Here is a 16,472-nt window from a genome sequence, read left to right on the forward strand (position 1 = left end):
GGCGATGCGCAAAAACGCACCAATATAAAGCATAATTCAGGCGCTCGCACATAAATGGTGCATAATGCCCTGTTTTGATGCGCCAGCCCCAATCCCGGCTCGGAAAATCATGCCTGCCAGTCTCATCGGGCTTGCCACACACGTTGTACACAAGGTCAGCAGCAATGTTATTCGTTATCCGCTTTTTCCCCGAAATTACCATCAAAACGCGTCCCGTGCGCCAACGTCAGATCAAGGCGCTACGGAGGAATCTGCGGATTATGCTCGGCCGTCTGAATGCGAACATCAGTGTAACCGGTGACTGGGATCTTCTGGAAGTGGAAACCGTCAGCGATGACAAAATTCTTGTCGATCAGGTCGTTGATATTCTGCGCAATACCTCAGGCATTTCCCTTATCAGTCAGGTCAGCAAACAGCCATTGCCTGATTTTGACGGCATTGTGGCGGAAATACTGCCGTTTTATCGTGATCGTCTGCAAGGCCGCAGCTTTGCCGTGCGCAGCAAGCGGCAGGGCAATCATGACTTCAACTCCATGGAGCTGGAGCGATACCTTGGTGCGGCCCTGCTGCGCGAAACCGGTGCAGCAAAAGTCGATCTGAATCGGCCGGATATTACTGTGCGGGTGGAGATACGCCAGCAGATTCTGTATGTGGTCAAGGAGCAGTGGCGTGGTTTGGGCGGTTACCCGATGGGCACACAGGAGCCGGTGTTGTCATTGATCTCCGGCGGTTTTGACTCTTCGGTGTCCAGTTACCTGTTCATGCGCCGTGGTATACAGACGCATTTTCTGTTTTTTAATCTGGGCGGCAAGGAGCATGAACTGGCAGTAAAAGAGGTGGCGTTATACCTGTGGATGCGCTTTGGTTCCTCGCACCGGGTCAAGTTCGTCAGTGTTCCGTTCGAGCCGCTGTTGAGTGAAATCCTCGATAAAGTCGACAGTGGTCATATGGGGGTCGTGCTCAAGCGCATGATGATACGCGCGGCCGACACGGTGGCGCGCGAAATGAAGTTGTCGGCGCTGGTGACCGGGGAGTGCGTGGCACAGGTGGCGAGCCAGACCCTGCCGAACCTGAATGTCATTGATCAGGTGACTGACATGCTGATATTGCGGCCGCTCATTGTCACGGATAAACAGGACATCATCGACATGGCGCGTCGTATTGGCACGGAAGAGTTCTCCGCGCAGGTGCCGGAGTACTGTGGCGTGATTTCGGTAAAACCCACCACCAATGCCAGGCCACATCGTGTCATTGAGGAAGAGGCAAAAATCGATCCGGCGCTGCTTCGCGCGGCAGTAGATGCACGCGAGGTGCAAATGATTGACCGGGTTGTTGAGGTGATCGAGCATCGGGATGTCGAGCCTGAGCAAATGGCCACGGTGCCGGCAGGCGCCGTGGTGGTCGATATCCGGCACCCCACTGAACAGGAGCGATCACCCTTGAGTACGGACGACTTTGATGTGGCTGTTGTGCCTTTTTATCAGCTCAGTACCCGGTTTGCGACCCTGGATGCTTCCCGGCACTACCTGCTGTACTGTGACAAGGGCATGATGAGTCGTCTGCATGCCTCGCACCTGAAGGATGCCGGGCATGACAACGTGGGTGTTTACCGCCCCCCTAGCTGACCAGGGTAGGCAATGAACGTTGCGCCAGCCACAGCAGGCCAAAGCCGGTTATGGCAATGCCACTGGCAGCCACAGTCAGGCGTCGGGTGAGCGCGAGCCGACCCAGCAGCCATAACGCGGGTACCAGCAGTACCACGATCACCAATTGACCGATTTCAACACCAATATTGAAGCTGAGCAGGCTGCTGATGAACAGGTGCGTGGGCAATGCCAGGTCGCCGAGTACGCCGGCGAACCCGAAACCGTGAATCAGGCCAAAGCCGAAGGCAATCTGCCAGCTATGGCCACGAAATATCGGGAAGATTATATTCAGTCCGGTCACCGCAACGGACAGAGCAATCACTGATTCAACCAGGCGGGAAGGCAGAACAACAATCTGCAATGTCGCCAGAATCAATGTTACCGAATGGGCCACAGTAAAAGCGGTGACCACCTTGAAAATATCAACCAGTATCCTCGCGCTGGCGCCGGGTTCACGACGCAGCGGAGTGCTGCGGAAAACACCTGAGCCCAGCACAATCGGGATGATAAGTGCACACAGGAACAGGATGTGGTCCAGCCCTATCCAGATGTGCCAGACGCCTTCGACCAGGAAAGTCCACAGGTTTGCCATCGCTGAGGAGCCTGCCGGGTCTATGTTGTGTGATGGTTCGGCAGGAGAGAACAGGCGCAGGTGCGATTCGCCGTTGTAGGTCAGGTTCAGTATGCCGCGATGAGAAGAATCAATATCAAACAACAGGTTGTAATCGATAAGCAGGTCGCCGGTGCTGTTGCAGGCCCCGCTGATGGGCATGAACAGGAACATGCCTGCATTTCTTTGCTCAACCTGGAAAGTTCCTGATGCCAGTGAGCAATCGTTGTCTGCGATGCTCAGGTCAAGCCGGGACAGCGCGTATTGCTCAATTGCAGAGCTGCGCTGCTGTATCTCCCCCCAGGTGACCTGATCGTCGCTATTGCCGTCCAGGCCAACAGCGAGCTCGAGATCACGTACGGCAATCAGCCAGTGTCCGGAGATCTGTGCATTATCTACCGTCAGATCCAGAAAGCTGTCGCTAAGGCTATGGCCAGATGCGGCAGCAGGCCAGATCAGTAATGCAAGTAACACAGTCAGTATTTTCATGGTGACGTCTCTCTGGCACTGTCCTGGTTTTGGCCCTGACCCTGGCCTTCGCTTTGGCCTTGTCTGTGGCTGTCGAGTATGCGTTGTAGCCGGACATCCTGGGTGCCGGTCGTCCTGATCCACCGATCAACTTCGTCCAGCGTATCCTGATCGTCGTTCGCAGCGGCGGCGCTTGCCAGCAGCAGCGTATCGGAAGGTTCTTTTTGCAGCTGCCAGTTGTCTTTTGCAGCGCTGAGAGCGGCTTCGGGCAGGTCGGCGAGGTAAAGCGCGAATTGTGCATACTCCTTATGCGGTATAGCTTCATCGCGCAAAAAAGCCAATTGAAAATCCTCTTCCAGGGTGGCGAAAAAATTCTCTGCACGTTGTTGATCGCTGCCGGTGTTGCGCGCACGTAGCGCCCTGGCCATGATGATGCGCAGTTCTGTATTGAGCTCTTCATCAGAATATGATGACAGTAAATTAATGACGTCTGCCGACCTGCCGCGCTCAAGCAACAGATTGCTGTAATTCACCACCAGGTATGTGTTTCCGGGAGAAAGGCTCAGTGCTGCCCGGTAGTATCGTTCTGCCTGAGTCGCATCTCCGGTGCGATGAGAAATCGCTGCAGCTGTTGTCAGTAACTCCTGGTAGTCCAGGGCATTGAGATCGTTACCGTTACTCAAAGTGGTGGTCAGTGTGTTGAGTGCTTCCTCTGCGTTACCGCGTATGCCGTCAAGCTGCGCCTGACAATTTAGAAATACCGGCTGTCGTGCAGAGGATCGCAACGCCGTGCAGCTTTGTTCAACCAGATCGTAGTCGCCAATGACCAGGCCGATCTGTGCCTGCATCATCAGCGACTGAATGATGACCGTCCGATTGTTATTGGTATCAGAGGTCAGTGGCTGTAAATGTTCGAGTGCGGCATTGAATTCATGATTGTGCTGCAGTACCGCTGCCATCAGTATGTGATAGGTGGCGGGTTTTTCTGTGCCTTCGGGCCAGCGCTGCAGGATAGACAGCGTGCGGCCGTAGGCGCGGGCCTCGCCGCTGGACGCTGCCAGCTGATAAGACTCCATGGCCAGTTGCAGGAGTGCCTGCGCGTTGATGGGGCCGGCTCCTGTCTCTGAGGCCTGCAATTCCCGGATATCTGCGGACAGTTCAATGATAGCGGCAGGCAGTACTTCCACCACGCTGCTATCGCTTTCCGGCGTGTAGGGTTGCGCCAGACTGTATTGAGTCGTAAAAAAGCACGTCGTCACCAGCATAAGCCGGGCAGCGACTGAGCGCTTAATATTATTGAACAGGAATATCATGTCGGTAGGGCCTTTGTCTGTCGGTCAAGTGGGTTGCGACACATCCCTGTGCCGCTGGTAGAAACACCACTTAATCTTACTGCACGGCAGAGCCGGGCAGGGGTGCGTTCAGGTACGGAAATGCGGTATTAAAATCCGTCGCCTTAACAGTTGTCTGATCGGTGAACGGTGCCGTTCTGTTAGGTGCGATCTCGGCATCTTCGATCAGTGCGCCCATCATCACGCGGAGGGCGATGTCGACAACATCGTCACCCGGTCGACGGCCGTTGGGGAAGCCAGAGGTGTCGCCGGCAAGAACGCCCATGTTCATTTGCTCCGGGGCGGCTTTGGCAGCGATGGACGTGTTGAGGCGCAGCATTTCGCTACGCGGGAACATGTCGCTGGCTATATTGGCTGGTAGGTTCAGGTCTGGAACCCCCGTGACTGCGGCTATCAAATCAGCGCGTGGGAAGTTTGTCGGCGCCTTGGCCCCTGCATCGGAGAACAGCAGTTCAAGCAGGAAAGGCAGCGTAGGATTTTGCACATAGTTAACGAACTGTGCATCGTTGTGCGGGTGACTGCCGTTAAATTTGTCCTTATCGGGCAGCCCGATAATAACTTCGTTTACCAGCGGAAACCCGAGGCGAGATACCTGCATGGGTTCCTGGTCTCCCATATTAAGACTGGACGTTGTCCAGGCGCCAATGACCGGATCGCCATCGGTCAGACAGGAAATCGGAACCTCCATGGCCAGTGAAGTCACGCTGGAATCGCCAATCGGGTTGGCAATGGCGTCTTCCGAGCCGAGTGGGTTCAGGTTGACCAGGTCGAATACCTGGCCCAGGTTGACTGCAAAACCTTCTCTGCGTTGACCAACAAAAACACGACCTTCGGCGCTGCAGCCTGGGAGGCTGACCGGATATATGTGCGTGCTGGCATACTGCTCATAGTTCGGGATCGATTTTGTGCCGATGTAATCGACTGGTTTTCGGAAAGTTGTCGCGTTTGTGGTCAGGTTGGTTGCGGCTTCAACATTTCCGGTGCGTCGTTCGCCAGTGATCACATTAAGTTTATATTCTTGCCTGGAGTTGACATTGTCGGTGTCCGTTGCATCCGGGCCGATGCCGCCCGCGTTGATCAACGGGATGGGCACATTTTCATCGCCCACGGGCACTGCAACGCCTGCCAGGATGGTTGAGAAATCGAACTGGAAGGTGATGTCCTCAATGGAGTCGCCGTCATTATCGATATGAATTTCATACAGACCTGCCGTTTCCAGGTCGAAATAGTTGGGGCCGCCGTAAGCCGCCTGTAGCGGGAAATAGTTTGCAATGATGGTCACATAATCTTCCCGGCCTTCTTCATAACTGCGAAACATGTAAAGGTCGGTGGCGTCCAGCCTGGGCATGCCGGCGATCATCGGCGCTTCGCGGTGACTTGAGGCGAAGCTTAACGCTGAAACGCTGGTGATTGCGGCTGCCAGTGCATAACGTGTCCACTTCGAAGGATTGCTGTTAAAGGTCTTCATGGTTAACTCCTTGTGACGAGTTGTTGGTTTTCCACAGGCTCTGAAAAGCATACGAATGATTTCCTTGTAAGTGACTGTGAAGGTTGTCGTCGGTTCTGTTACGTCGCTGCACTGGCCCGTGGACCTGTATATCTGAACGAATAGCCTGTTTTGTTACCAAACTGTGATGTAGTGCTCAGAATGCAATAATAACTGTGTGAGTCACGTCACAGTTTGACTAGATGCCCGGAAGGGTGGGTTCGGGAAGAACTGCGGGCGAGAGGGGCCCCGGGCCTGTGGCATTGGCGTTGGGTTGACCCCGGGGTATCGGCAAGGGAAGGTGCTGAAGGCGGCAATTTTCCCAAGTACAGCTGTGGTAATGGAATTGTCAAGATAGCTGTAGTATAATCTCCCACCTTTTTTTCGGCAGTGCCCCCCTTTCAGTAATAGGTGTCCCCAGTGATTGAGAAGATCCGCAATATCGCCATTATCGCCCACGTCGACCATGGTAAAACCACCCTGGTTGATAAACTCCTGCAACAGTCCGGTACGCTGGGGGATCGTGGTGGCTCTGTGGAGCGCGTGATGGACTCCAATGACCAGGAGAAAGAGCGCGGGATTACCATTCTGGCCAAAAACACGGCTATTAACTGGAATGGCTACCATATCAACATCGTGGATACACCCGGACACGCCGACTTTGGCGGCGAGGTTGAGCGCGTGATGTCCATGGTGGACAGCGTGTTGTTGCTGGTTGATGCGGTTGACGGACCCATGCCACAGACGCGTTTTGTGACCATGAAGGCCTTTGCCCAGGGGCTGCACCCGATTGTGGTGATCAACAAGGTTGACCGCCCCGGCGCCCGGCCTGACTGGGTGCTGAACGAAGTATTCGACCTGTTTGACCGTCTGGGCGCCACTGACGAGCAGCTGGACTTCCCGGTGATCTATGCCTCTGCCCTGAACGGTATCGCCGGTATGGAAGCCGATGAGCTGGCTGAGGACATGACACCGCTGTTTCAGACCATCATCGACAAGGTGCCGCCACCCCCGGTTAACGCTGATGCGCCATTCCAGATGCAGATCAGCGCCCTGGACTACAACAGCTACGTTGGTGTCATTGGTATTGGCCGTATCACCGGCGGTGTCGCCAGGCCGAACATGCAGGTTACTGTCATCGATAAGGACGGCGAAACCCGTAAGGGCAAGATTCTGCAGGTGAAAAGCCACCTGGGTCTGGATCGTGTTGACGTCACCGAAGCCCGCGCGGGTGAGATCATCTGTATCACGGGGCTGGACAAACTCAACATCTCGGACACGCTGTGTGATCCCGACCACGTGGAAGCCATGACGCCGCTGACGGTTGATCAGCCCACCATCACCATGACATTCCAGGTTAACGATTCACCGTTTGCCGGCCGCGAAGGCAAGTTTGTCACCACGCGTAATATCAGGGAGCGGCTGGACCGCGAACTGATCCACAACGTGGCGCTGCGCGTCGAGGAAGGCGAGACGCCTGACAAATACAAGGTATCGGGTCGTGGTGAATTGCATCTGTCGGTGCTGATCGAAACCATGCGCCGCGAAGGTTTTGAGCTGGCAGTATCGCGTCCGCAGGTGATCATGAAAGAAATCGACGGCGTGCTGAGCGAGCCATTCGAGATTCTGATGATCGACTGTAACGACGAGCACCAGGGCTCCATAATCGAGGAACTGGGCCTGCGCCGTGCGGAAATGTCGGACATGCTGCCCGACGGCAAGGGACGTGTACGTTTGACGTTTACCGTGCCGACGCGTGGCCTGATCGGTTTCCGCTCCATGTTCCTGAGCATGACCTCGGGTACCGGCATGATGAACCATGTGTTTGACCACTATGGTCCGGCCAAAGCCGGTGATCTGGCAGCCCGCAAAAATGGTGTGCTGGTTTCCATGGTAACCGGTAAGGCGCTGGGTTATTCGCTGTGGGCATTGCAGGAACGCGGCCGTTTGTTTATCGAGCCTAACGTGGAAGTTTACGAGGGTATGGTTATTGGTCTGCACAGCCGTGACAATGATCTGGTGGTTAACCCGATCAAGGGTAAGCAGCTGACCAACGTGCGTGCTTCGGGTACCGATGAGAACATCGTGTTGACGCCGCCGGTGAAGCATACGCTGGAGCAGGCGATGGAGTTTATCGATGAGGATGAGCTGGTTGAGATTACGCCGGCCAGTATCCGTATCCGCAAGAAGCATTTGACGGAGAGTGATCGCAAGCGTGCCAGCCGCGGTGGTGTTGCCCGGGGCTGATCAGTGGGCTGCGCGGGACGCTCGCCAACAGGGGGGAGGTTCCTTGGCCTGCAAATGCTCCTGCATTGCAGGCATTTCCGCCATCCCTGGCGGTCACGTACACCCTCGCTCACTTCCCGCTGGTTCCGGTGCGGGCGGTGGCTCCACTGATAATGCAGGGTGTTAGCTAAATGATCGCGTTGATACAGCGGGTTAACCATGCAAGCCTCCGAATCGATGGTGCAGAGCATTGCGCCATGGGTCGGGGGCTTGTTGTTTTTCTGGGTATCGAGAAAGCGGATTCGCGTGCGAGCGGGGAGAAGCTGTTGCGCAAGGTACTCAATTACCGTGTCTTTGCGGACAATGACGGGCGCATGAACTGCAGTGTTGTGGATGCTGGCGCAGAGGTGATGCTGGTGTCGCAGTTTACGCTGGCGGCGTCGACTGACAAGGGGTTGCGGCCCAGCTTTACTTCGGCGATGGCGCCGGCAGATGCCAAAATTTTGTATGATCAGCTTGTTGCGTGGCTGCGGACTGAACATCCTGCGACGGTCACGGGTCAGTTTGGCGCGGACATGAAGGTGCTGCTGGAGAATGATGGGCCGGTAACGTTTGTTTTACGGCAGTAAGACCCGCTCGGTGGCTTTGTTGGGGAGCGCCGGGCGTGACTGGGTGTCACCTTCAGGGGACGCCGTGAACCTTTTCTGACCGCCATGGATGGCGGAAATGCTAGTTTTGCAGGAGCAAAAACTGGCCCTGGAGGCTCTTATGCGACTTCCCTGTCGCATAAGCCCCTTCAGTTGACATCCAGTCCCGCCCAGCTTCGCGGTTAGATCGGGAAGGGCATCGGGCTGTCACGACTCCGGGTTCTGGGCCTCTTCTGCGGCTTTCTTCTTCAGGAACGCGCTGCCAAAAAACACGCCCACTTCGAACAGCATCCACATGGGTATTGCCAGCAGCGATTGTGTGAACGGATCCGGTGGTGTCAGCAGCATGGCGACCACAAAACAACCGACTATGACGTACGGACGTTTCTTTTTCAGATCCTCCGCCTCAATCAATCCTGCCCACATGAACAGGAAGACGGCAATCGGTATCTCGAAGGCGAAGCCAAAGGCAAAAAATATCTTCAGTACAAAGCTCAGATAGCTGGCGATGTCCGGTGCCACGGCAATGTCTTCCGGGGCTACCGAGACGAAGAAGCTGAACACGACGCCGAAAAGTACGTAGTACGCGAACGCCATGCCTGCGTAGAACAGCAGAACGCTGGAGACAAACAGTGGTATGGCCAGCGACTTTTCGTTCCGGTACAGCCCCGGGGCGATAAACGCCCAGATCTGGAACAGAAGGTAAGGCGCGCAGACAAACAGAGAGGCATAGAAAGTCAGTTTGAATGGCGTGAAGAACGGAGACGTTGGATCGATCGCAATCATGCTGGTGTCGGGCGGCAGGACTGACACCAGTGGCGAGGCAACGAATGTGTAAATATCATTGGCGAAATAAATCAATGACAGGAATACAACCAGCAAAGCTATGATGCATCGCAGGAGACGATCCCGCAGTTCGACCAGATGGCCAACGAGAGTTAGATCACCGCCGACTTCCGGATCCTGCTTTGTTCCCGTTGAAGGGTCTTTCGCCATGTCAGTCTCTCAATTCTTGCCGGATGATGAGTCCGACGTTGTCGGTTTGTCATTCACGGCAGAAAATTTTCCGTTTTGCATACTTACAATACCGGAAGGCGGGGTGCTGTAAATATCCTGCGATGGTCTGGTGTCTTCGGTCTCCGGCACGGGCTCCGGAGCAGGCTCGTCTGTTGCCTGGGGCTTTGGTGCTTCGGGTTCAATTGTCGTCTCAGACTCGTCCGCCCTGTGCTCTGATATGGCATCCTTGTTTGCGACGTAGTTCTCCGGTGGCGGCGTCGGGATGCCTTCGTCTGCGCTGGTGGTTGCTTTGACGGAGGTGATGCTCTTGCCCGTTGTGTCCATGGAGCGCTTGACGCTGTCTTCAGTGCTTCTGATTTCCGACTGAGTGTCCTTGATCAGTTTGTCAGCGTTTTTGCGTGCCTCTTTGATGTCACCCAGAATGGATTCGTTGTGGAGCTGGCGTCGAATCTCGTCAGTATTTATTTGTTGTTCGATTTCAGATTTTACCTTGTTGAAGCTGCGTTTGGCACGACCAAACCACAAGGCACCTGTGCGGATTGCGCCCGGCAGTTTGTCCGGACCCAGCACCAGCAGGGCCACAATGCCAATCAGTAGCAGCTCCATAAAGCCTATATCAAACATCGCTGCGATCCACGTGTTATACCCATGAAACTTTTAATAGTTTGCGAGACTTGCCGTTTGTGAGACACAAAGCCGGAAGGCGCCCAACAGGACGCCTTCCGGCTGTTGCATTTACTTGTCTTGTGGTTTTTCTGTCTGTGTGTCGGTGTGCGCATCTTTGCGCATCGCTTCGGTGCCTAGCTGTCCGGGCGGGTTTTCTGCAGAGGAATCATCACTTTCTTCATCCTTGTCTTTGACCGCCTGTTTGAAACCCTTTAACGCGCCGCCCAGGTCAGAGCCCAGTGTGCGTAATTTCTTGGTGCCAAACAGCAGCACAATGATCAATGCGATGATTAACAGTTGCCATATACTGATGCCGCCGATACCCATGATTCCTCCGATGTAGCCTGTAAATGGTCAACTTGATGACCTTGTGTGTTATGAAGCTGTAATTTAAGACCCGGTCCTGGATGCCTTTTCTGTCAGGCCGGATATGTTAAAGCGCTTTGTCAGTTCTTCCAATACCTGCTCGTGGCTCAAGCCGAGGTGGCTCAGCATGACCATGCTGTGGAACCACAAATCGGCGGTTTCGCTGATCAGTGCGGAGGCGTCGCCTCCGGCGTCGGTGTCGCGCGCGGCCAGAATGGTTTCTACCGCTTCTTCACCGACTTTCTCCAGGATTTTGTTCAAACCTTTCTGATGCAGACTGGCAACATAGGACGTGTTGGCGTCCGCCTGTCTGCGCTCGGCAAGAATGCTCGCCAGTTGGGTCAGAGTGTCAGGGGCCGGGGTGGTTGTCATGATCGTGTACCATACATCGCTGACGGGTCTTTAAGCACCGGATCGGTGATCTGCCAGGATGGTTTGCCTTCAACGGTTGTCAATTTTTGATAAAAGCAGCTTTCGCGACCGGTGTGACAGGCAATGCCGCCGATCTGCTCGACCAGGTAGCATACCGTGTCACCATCACAGTCCAGCAGGATATCCCGGATTTTCTGCACATTTCCGGACTCCTCGCCTTTGCGCCAGATTTTCTGCCGTGAACGCGACCAGTACACGGCACGACCTTCGGCCAGGGTCAGGGCCAGCGCATCGCGGTTTATCCAGGCATGGGTTAACAGGCGGCGGGTTTGGCTATCCTGCGTGACAACAGGCACCAGACCATCGCCATTCCATTTGATCTGATCCAGCCAGGATGTATTACTCATGATACCAGTATGCTCTTTCACTGCGTAAAATACAAAAATACGAAAAGCAATCCTGCAACCACCAGCAGCGTCAGCAATCGCCGCGAGCGCCGACGTCGACGCTTCTCCAGCTGGCGCTGCTGGTCAATGACTGTCTGCAGCGTGTCGCTGAGTGTCTGGACTTTTTCATGCTGGTTAAGACTGTTCAGAACCAGTTGCGGCAAGTGGGGAAATTGTTCGACCCAGTCGGGCGCATTGTTCTTCAGCTCGCGCCACAAAAACGAGGGTTTCATGCGGCGCCGGTTCCAGCGCTCCAGAAACGGCAACGCAGTCTGCCACAAATCCAGCTCCGGATACAACTGACGTCCGAGCCCTTCGACATTGAGCAGCGTTTTCTGCAGCAACACCAGTGATGGTTGCACTTCCATGTTGAAGCGTCCCGCAGTCCGGAACAGCTGTATCAGGAGATAACCGAAGGAGATGTCTTTTAATGGTTTCTCAAAAATGGGTTCGCACACCGTGCGCATGGCCGCTTCGAACTCAACCACTTTTGTGGTTTTTGGCACCCAGCCGCATTCCACGTGCAGCTCGGCAACCTTGCGATAGTCACGCTTGAAGATTGCCAGCAGGTTGCGCGCCAGGTATTGCTGATCTTCGTTGCTCAAAGAGCCGATGATGGCGCAGTCGATGGCGATGTAGCGGGGATTCTGCGGGTCAGCCGGATCGACAAAGATGTTGCCGGGGTGCATGTCGGCATGGAAAAAACTGTGTTCGAAGACCTGGGTAAAAAATATCTCCACCCCGGTTTCGGCCAATTTCCTCAAATCCACCTGCTTTGCCTGTAGCTGCACCACATCGGACACCGGAATGCCATTGATGCGCTCGGTCACCAGCATGCCATCGCGACTGACATCCCAATAGACCCTGGGTACGTACAGTAACGGGGAGTGTTCAAAATTGCGGCGCAACAAGGTGGTATTGGCACCTTCTGCCATCAGGTTCAGTTCACCCAGAATGACATGTTCATAGTCAGCGATCACTTCGCGCGGGCGCAGGCGGCGGCCATCAGGTACGTAACGCTCGATCAGCCGGGCCAGCCATTTGAGCACAACGATGTCCTGCCGGATGGTTTCATTGATGCCAGGTCGCAGTACCTTGATGACAACGTGTTCGCCGCTCAGCAGGGTGGCTTCGTGTACCTGGGCGATGGAGGCGGACGCCAGGGCCTCAGGGTTGATGTGGTTGAAATGATTCTGCCAGGGACTTTCGAGAGCCGTTTCAACAATGGTTGTGATGGCCGGCGAAGTAAAGCCGGGGACCCGGTCCTGGAGGCTTTGCAGCTCGTCAGCCAGGGCATGAGGCAGAAAGTCGCGGCGCGTGGATAACAACTGACCAAACTTGATGTAGATCGGTCCCAGCTCTTCCAGCGCGGTGCGCAGGCGCTGTTCGGGCGACAGGTGGCGCGCAGCATTGCCGGTCCACGGCAGGCCCACAATAGCCATGACGCTGCGTATTACCCACGAGCGTGCCGTCAGCGGACTGAGTTGATGCAGCCGGTATTTGGCGGCGACTGAGGTGATTTTGAGCAGACGAGGCAGATGCGACACCGCTTGCGTCTCAGATCCGGTAGGTCAGAGTTTTCATGACCCCGGCCATCAGTTTCATGCCGGCTTTGACCGGCAAGGGCAGTTCAGCGCCGCCAGCGGCCATGGCCGATTCGCCGTGGCTGCGCTCGTCCGCAATCATTTGCGTCAGCACCGCTTTGCTCTTCAGGTCATTGGCGGGCAGCTTGTCGAGGTGATCTTCCAGGTGTTCACACACCTGTCTTTCGGTTTCGCCAACAAAGCCCAGGCTCCATTTGTCACCGACCAGCCCGGCAGCGGCGCCCATACCGAAGGACATCGCGTACCAGAGCGGGTTGAGCATGCTGGTGCGGCTATCCAGCTCCTGTAACCGGGTCTCGCACCAGGCCAGGTGGTCAATTTCTTCGCGGGCGGCAAGATCCATGCTGGTGCGCACATCAGGCAAGCGTGCGGTCAGGGCCTGGCCCTGGTAAAGGGCTTGCGCGCATACCTCGCCGGTATGGTTGATGCGCATCAGCGCTGCGGCCTGCTGGCGGTCCGTAGCGGACAGTTCGGTCTCGTCAACAGCAGTAGCCGGAGTGTGCCGGGCAGCGGCGCTGCTGCCCGGCATCAGGGTATGCAGAGCCTGATCAAGCTGCAGGACCAGCCGGTCAGCCAGATTGAATGAAAACATGTTCGGCCTCTTACCTGTCTCATTGCCCGTGCTTTGCACCATTACCCCTGTCCTCGTGGTTTCACTATGCGGGAGTCGCTCGCTGCATTTCCCGGGTTATCGCCCGGTGACCAATGTCGCGCCGACAGACCATTTTGTCCCAACTGATCCTGTCAGCCAGCGCATAGGCGGCCTTCTGCGCCTCCGTGACTGTATTACCAAGTGCCACAGCACACAACACACGACCGCCATTGGTGACTACTTTACCATCTTTCAGGGCAGTACCGGCATGGAATACCTTGGCGTTGATGTTGTCGCCGGCGGCATCGTCAAGGCCATTGATGGGCACACCCTTGTCGTAGGCCTCGGGGTAGCCGCCACTGGCCAGCACGACGCCGATGCTGGCGCGTGCATCCCACCGGGCGTCAACCTCATGCAGGCGCTGGTCCAGGGCAGCGTTGCACAGTGCGGCAAGGTCTGATTGCAGGCGCATCATGACTGGCTGTGCTTCGGGGTCGCCAAAACGACAATTGAATTCAATGACATTGACGGCCCCTTGCGGGGAAATCATCACACCTGCATACAGAAAACCGGTATAGGGATTGCCTTCAGCGGCCATGCCGCGCACCGTGGGCATGATGACCTCGGCCATGATGCGATCATGGACTTCCTGTGTCACCACGGGCGCGGGCGAGTAGGCACCCATGCCGCCGGTATTGGGCCCCTTGTCACCATCGTCGCGTGCCTTGTGATCCTGGGAGGTTGCCAGTGGCAGTACATGCTCCCCATCAACCATGACAATAAAGCTGGCTTCTTCGCCTTGCAGAAAGGTTTCAATCACCACGCGGCTGCCGGCGTCGCCAAAGCGGTTACCGGACAGCATGTCGCGAATCGTGGCTTCCGCTTCGTCCTGATGCTGCGCGATGATCACACCTTTGCCGGCCGCCAGACCATCGGCCTTGATTACAATGGGGGTGCCTTGCGCCCTGACGTAGGCGATGGCGGCATCAGCGTCGGTGAAGTTCTGATAACTGGCAGTGGGGATGTCATGACGGGCCAGGAAGTCCTTGGTAAAGGCTTTGGAGCCTTCCAGCTGGGCCGCTCCTTTGCCGGGTCCGAAACAGCGCAGGCCCTGTTCGCTGAAATAATCCACCACGCCCGCTACCAGCGGTGCTTCCGGACCGACCACCGTCAGTGCAACATCATTGGCTTTGGCAAAGTCGACCAGTGCAGCAAAGTCCAGCGGATCAATGGCGACGTTCTCCACGCCGGTCTCAGTAGCCGTGCCGGCATTTCCCGGCGCCACAAATACCTTTGCCACGCCGGCTGACTGCGCCAGTTTCCAGGCCAGTGCGTGTTCACGCCCGCCGTTGCCAAGTACCAGAATATTCATAGTTGACTCTCGTTAATGGCGGAAGTGGCGGATGCCGGTGAACACCATGGCCATGCCCGCTTCATCGGCTGCGGCAATCACTTCCGCATCACGCATCGAACCACCTGGCTGAATAACAGCGGTAATGCCGGCAGAGGCAGCGGCATCAATGCCATCGCGGAACGGGAAAAATGCATCCGACGCCATCACCGATCCGGCAACGGTCAGATTTTCATCGGCTGCCTTGATGCCAGCGATCTTTGCGCTGTAGACCCGGCTCATCTGGCCGGCGCCGACCCCGATAGTCTGTTGATTCTTGCAATAGACGATGGCGTTGGATTTGACGAACTGGGCAACCGTCCAGGCAAACATCAGGTCGGCCAGTTCCTGTTCGGTCGGCTGGCGCTTGCTGACCACGGTCAGGTCGCTGTGGCTGATCTGGTGGATGTCACGATCCTGTACCAGCAGGCCGCCGTTGATGCGCTTGAAGTCCCAGGCCGGTGCAGCTTCCGGGGACCACTGACCACAGCTCAGCACGCGCACATTGGGCTTGGCTTCCAGCACAGCCAGTGCGGCATCAGACACGGAAGGCGCAATGATAACTTCGCTGAACTGTTGGTCAATAATGGCCTTGGCTGTGGCGGCGTCAAGCTCGCGGTTGAAGGCGATGATGCCGCCGAAAGCGGATGTCGGATCGGTTTGAAACGCCAGTTGATAGGCCGCTTCAATCGTATCTGCCACGGCAACGCCGCAGGGGTTGGCATGTTTGACGATGACGCAGGCTGGCTGGGTGAAGCTTTTGACACATTCAAGTGCCGCATCCGTGTCGGCAATATTGTTGTAGGAGAGTTCTTTGCCCTGAAGCTGCTCAGCGGTACTGACGCTGGCGTCCTGAGGGTTGCTCTCAGTATAGAATGCGGCTGTCTGATGCGGGTTTTCGCCGTAGCGCAAGTCCTGCTTTTTATGGAACTGGGTACTGAAAGTCCGCGGGTACTCGCTGTCGGTGACGATGCGGCCAAGGTAGTTGGCAATCGCACTATCATAAGCGGCGGTATGTTCAAATGTTTTGACAGCCAGGTTAAAGCGGGTTGCCTGATTCAGGGCGCCGTTATTGAGTTTCATCTCTGCAATGACAGAAACGTAGTCGTCGGGACTGGTTACCACGGCGACCCAGGCGTTATTTTTGGCGGCGGCGCGCAACATGGTGGGGCCGCCAATATCAATGTTTTCGATGGCTGTGGGCAGGTCGCAGTCCGGGCGTGCCACGGTGGCCTCGAAGGGGTACAGATTGACCACCACCAGATCGATCGGCGGAATGTCGTGCTGCTGCATGACTGCGGCGTCAATATCGCGCCGGGCAAGGATGCCGCCGTGCACTTTCGGGTGCAGGGTCTTGACCCGGCCGTCCATCATTTCCGGAAAACCGGTGTAGTCGGCAATCTCGATGGCAGGAATGTTTTCTTTCTGCAGCAGACGGAAGGTGCCGCCGGTTGACAGGATTTCCACGCCCGCCTGGTGCAGGGCGCTTGCGAAGTCGGCAATACCGGTTTTGTCCGAGACGCTGATCAATGCGCGTCGGATAACTGCAGGTTTATCTGTAGACATAAGCTAATCTTTAATTTG

Annotated in this window: 14 protein-coding genes and 1 pseudogene; 3 read left to right on the forward strand and 12 right to left on the reverse strand. The window is 56.0% G+C overall.

All coding sequences use genetic code 11. The features are described from left to right. Nucleotides 1-164 precede the first annotated feature (164 nt). Entirely contained in the window at nt 165-1,625 is a 1,461-nt protein-coding gene (thiI, locus tag WD071_RS15150) for a tRNA uracil 4-sulfurtransferase ThiI (RefSeq protein WP_368049237.1), read from the forward strand. Here the strand turns inward: thiI and WD071_RS15155 are convergent. The 3 genes from WD071_RS15155 to WD071_RS15165 all read right to left on the reverse strand — a co-directional run bounded on the left by WD071_RS15155 (nt 1,618) and on the right by WD071_RS15165 (nt 5,544). Then, a complete protein-coding gene (locus WD071_RS15155) occupies nt 1,618-2,745 on the reverse strand; it encodes a HupE/UreJ family protein (protein ID WP_368049238.1) in 1,128 nt (375 codons plus the stop codon). The two genes, thiI and WD071_RS15155, sit on opposite strands and share 8 nt — an antisense overlap. Further along, the gene (locus WD071_RS15160; RefSeq protein ID WP_368049239.1) at nt 2,742-3,983 is read right to left on the reverse strand and encodes a tetratricopeptide repeat protein; all 1,242 of its coding nucleotides are present in this window, start codon (nt 3,981-3,983) and stop codon (nt 2,742-2,744) included. Before WD071_RS15160 ends, WD071_RS15155 begins: the two co-directional genes overlap by 4 nt. A 130-nt stretch (nt 3,984-4,113) precedes the next feature. Further along, entirely contained in the window at nt 4,114-5,544 is a 1,431-nt protein-coding gene (locus WD071_RS15165) for a DUF4331 domain-containing protein (RefSeq protein WP_368049240.1), read from the reverse strand. A gap of 438 nt (nt 5,545-5,982) precedes the next feature. On the opposite strand from WD071_RS15165, the gene typA reads away from it, so the two are divergent. Together typA and dtd are read left to right on the forward strand one after the other, a co-directional pair. After that, nucleotides 5,983-7,809, forward strand: coding sequence for a translational GTPase TypA (typA, locus tag WD071_RS15170; protein WP_368049241.1), 1,827 nt, complete (start codon nt 5,983-5,985; stop codon nt 7,807-7,809). Between the two features lie 170 nt (nt 7,810-7,979). Next, entirely contained in the window at nt 7,980-8,417 is a 438-nt protein-coding gene (dtd, locus tag WD071_RS15175) for a D-aminoacyl-tRNA deacylase (protein ID WP_368049242.1), read from the forward strand. 225 nt (nt 8,418-8,642) lie between these two features. Here dtd and tatC read toward each other — a convergent pair whose 3' ends face one another. From tatC to purH, 9 genes and pseudogenes are all read right to left on the reverse strand, one after another. Then, complete coding sequence (gene tatC / locus WD071_RS15180) at nt 8,643-9,431, reverse strand: twin-arginine translocase subunit TatC (RefSeq protein ID WP_368049243.1); 789 nt, start codon at nt 9,429-9,431, stop codon at nt 8,643-8,645. 414 nt (nt 9,432-9,845) lie between these two features. After that, nucleotides 9,846-10,076, reverse strand: a pseudogene (tatB, locus tag WD071_RS15185) (Sec-independent protein translocase protein TatB); the annotation flags it as partial. Nucleotides 10,077-10,187: 111 nt separating this feature from the next. Further along, nucleotides 10,188-10,445, reverse strand: a complete 258-nt coding sequence (gene tatA / locus WD071_RS15190) for a twin-arginine translocase TatA/TatE family subunit (protein WP_368049244.1) — start codon at nt 10,443-10,445, stop codon at nt 10,188-10,190. 63 nt (nt 10,446-10,508) lie between these two features. After that, a complete protein-coding gene (locus WD071_RS15195) occupies nt 10,509-10,856 on the reverse strand; it encodes a phosphoribosyl-ATP diphosphatase (protein ID WP_368049245.1) in 348 nt (115 codons plus the stop codon). Then, nucleotides 10,853-11,263, reverse strand: a complete 411-nt coding sequence (gene hisI / locus WD071_RS15200) for a phosphoribosyl-AMP cyclohydrolase (RefSeq protein WP_368049246.1) — start codon at nt 11,261-11,263, stop codon at nt 10,853-10,855. The genes WD071_RS15195 and hisI overlap by 4 nt, the downstream gene beginning before the upstream one ends. 17 nt (nt 11,264-11,280) lie before the next feature. Beyond that, a complete protein-coding gene (gene ubiB / locus WD071_RS15205) occupies nt 11,281-12,849 on the reverse strand; it encodes a ubiquinone biosynthesis regulatory protein kinase UbiB (protein ID WP_368049247.1) in 1,569 nt (522 codons plus the stop codon). A 10-nt stretch (nt 12,850-12,859) separates the two neighbouring features. Next, nucleotides 12,860-13,498, reverse strand: a complete 639-nt coding sequence (gene coq7, locus WD071_RS15210; RefSeq protein WP_368049248.1) for a 2-polyprenyl-3-methyl-6-methoxy-1,4-benzoquinone monooxygenase — start codon at nt 13,496-13,498, stop codon at nt 12,860-12,862. A 64-nt stretch (nt 13,499-13,562) separates the two neighbouring features. Further along, complete coding sequence (gene purD / locus WD071_RS15215; protein WP_368049249.1) at nt 13,563-14,870, reverse strand: phosphoribosylamine--glycine ligase; 1,308 nt, start codon at nt 14,868-14,870, stop codon at nt 13,563-13,565. Nucleotides 14,871-14,882: 12 nt separating this feature from the next. Continuing rightward, a complete protein-coding gene (gene purH, locus WD071_RS15220; protein ID WP_368049250.1) occupies nt 14,883-16,454 on the reverse strand; it encodes a bifunctional phosphoribosylaminoimidazolecarboxamide formyltransferase/IMP cyclohydrolase in 1,572 nt (523 codons plus the stop codon). Nucleotides 16,455-16,472 lie beyond the last annotated feature (18 nt).

The organism is Pseudohongiella sp. (genome assembly GCF_040877505.1).
Taxonomy (GTDB): Bacteria; Pseudomonadota; Gammaproteobacteria; order Pseudomonadales; family Pseudohongiellaceae; genus Pseudohongiella.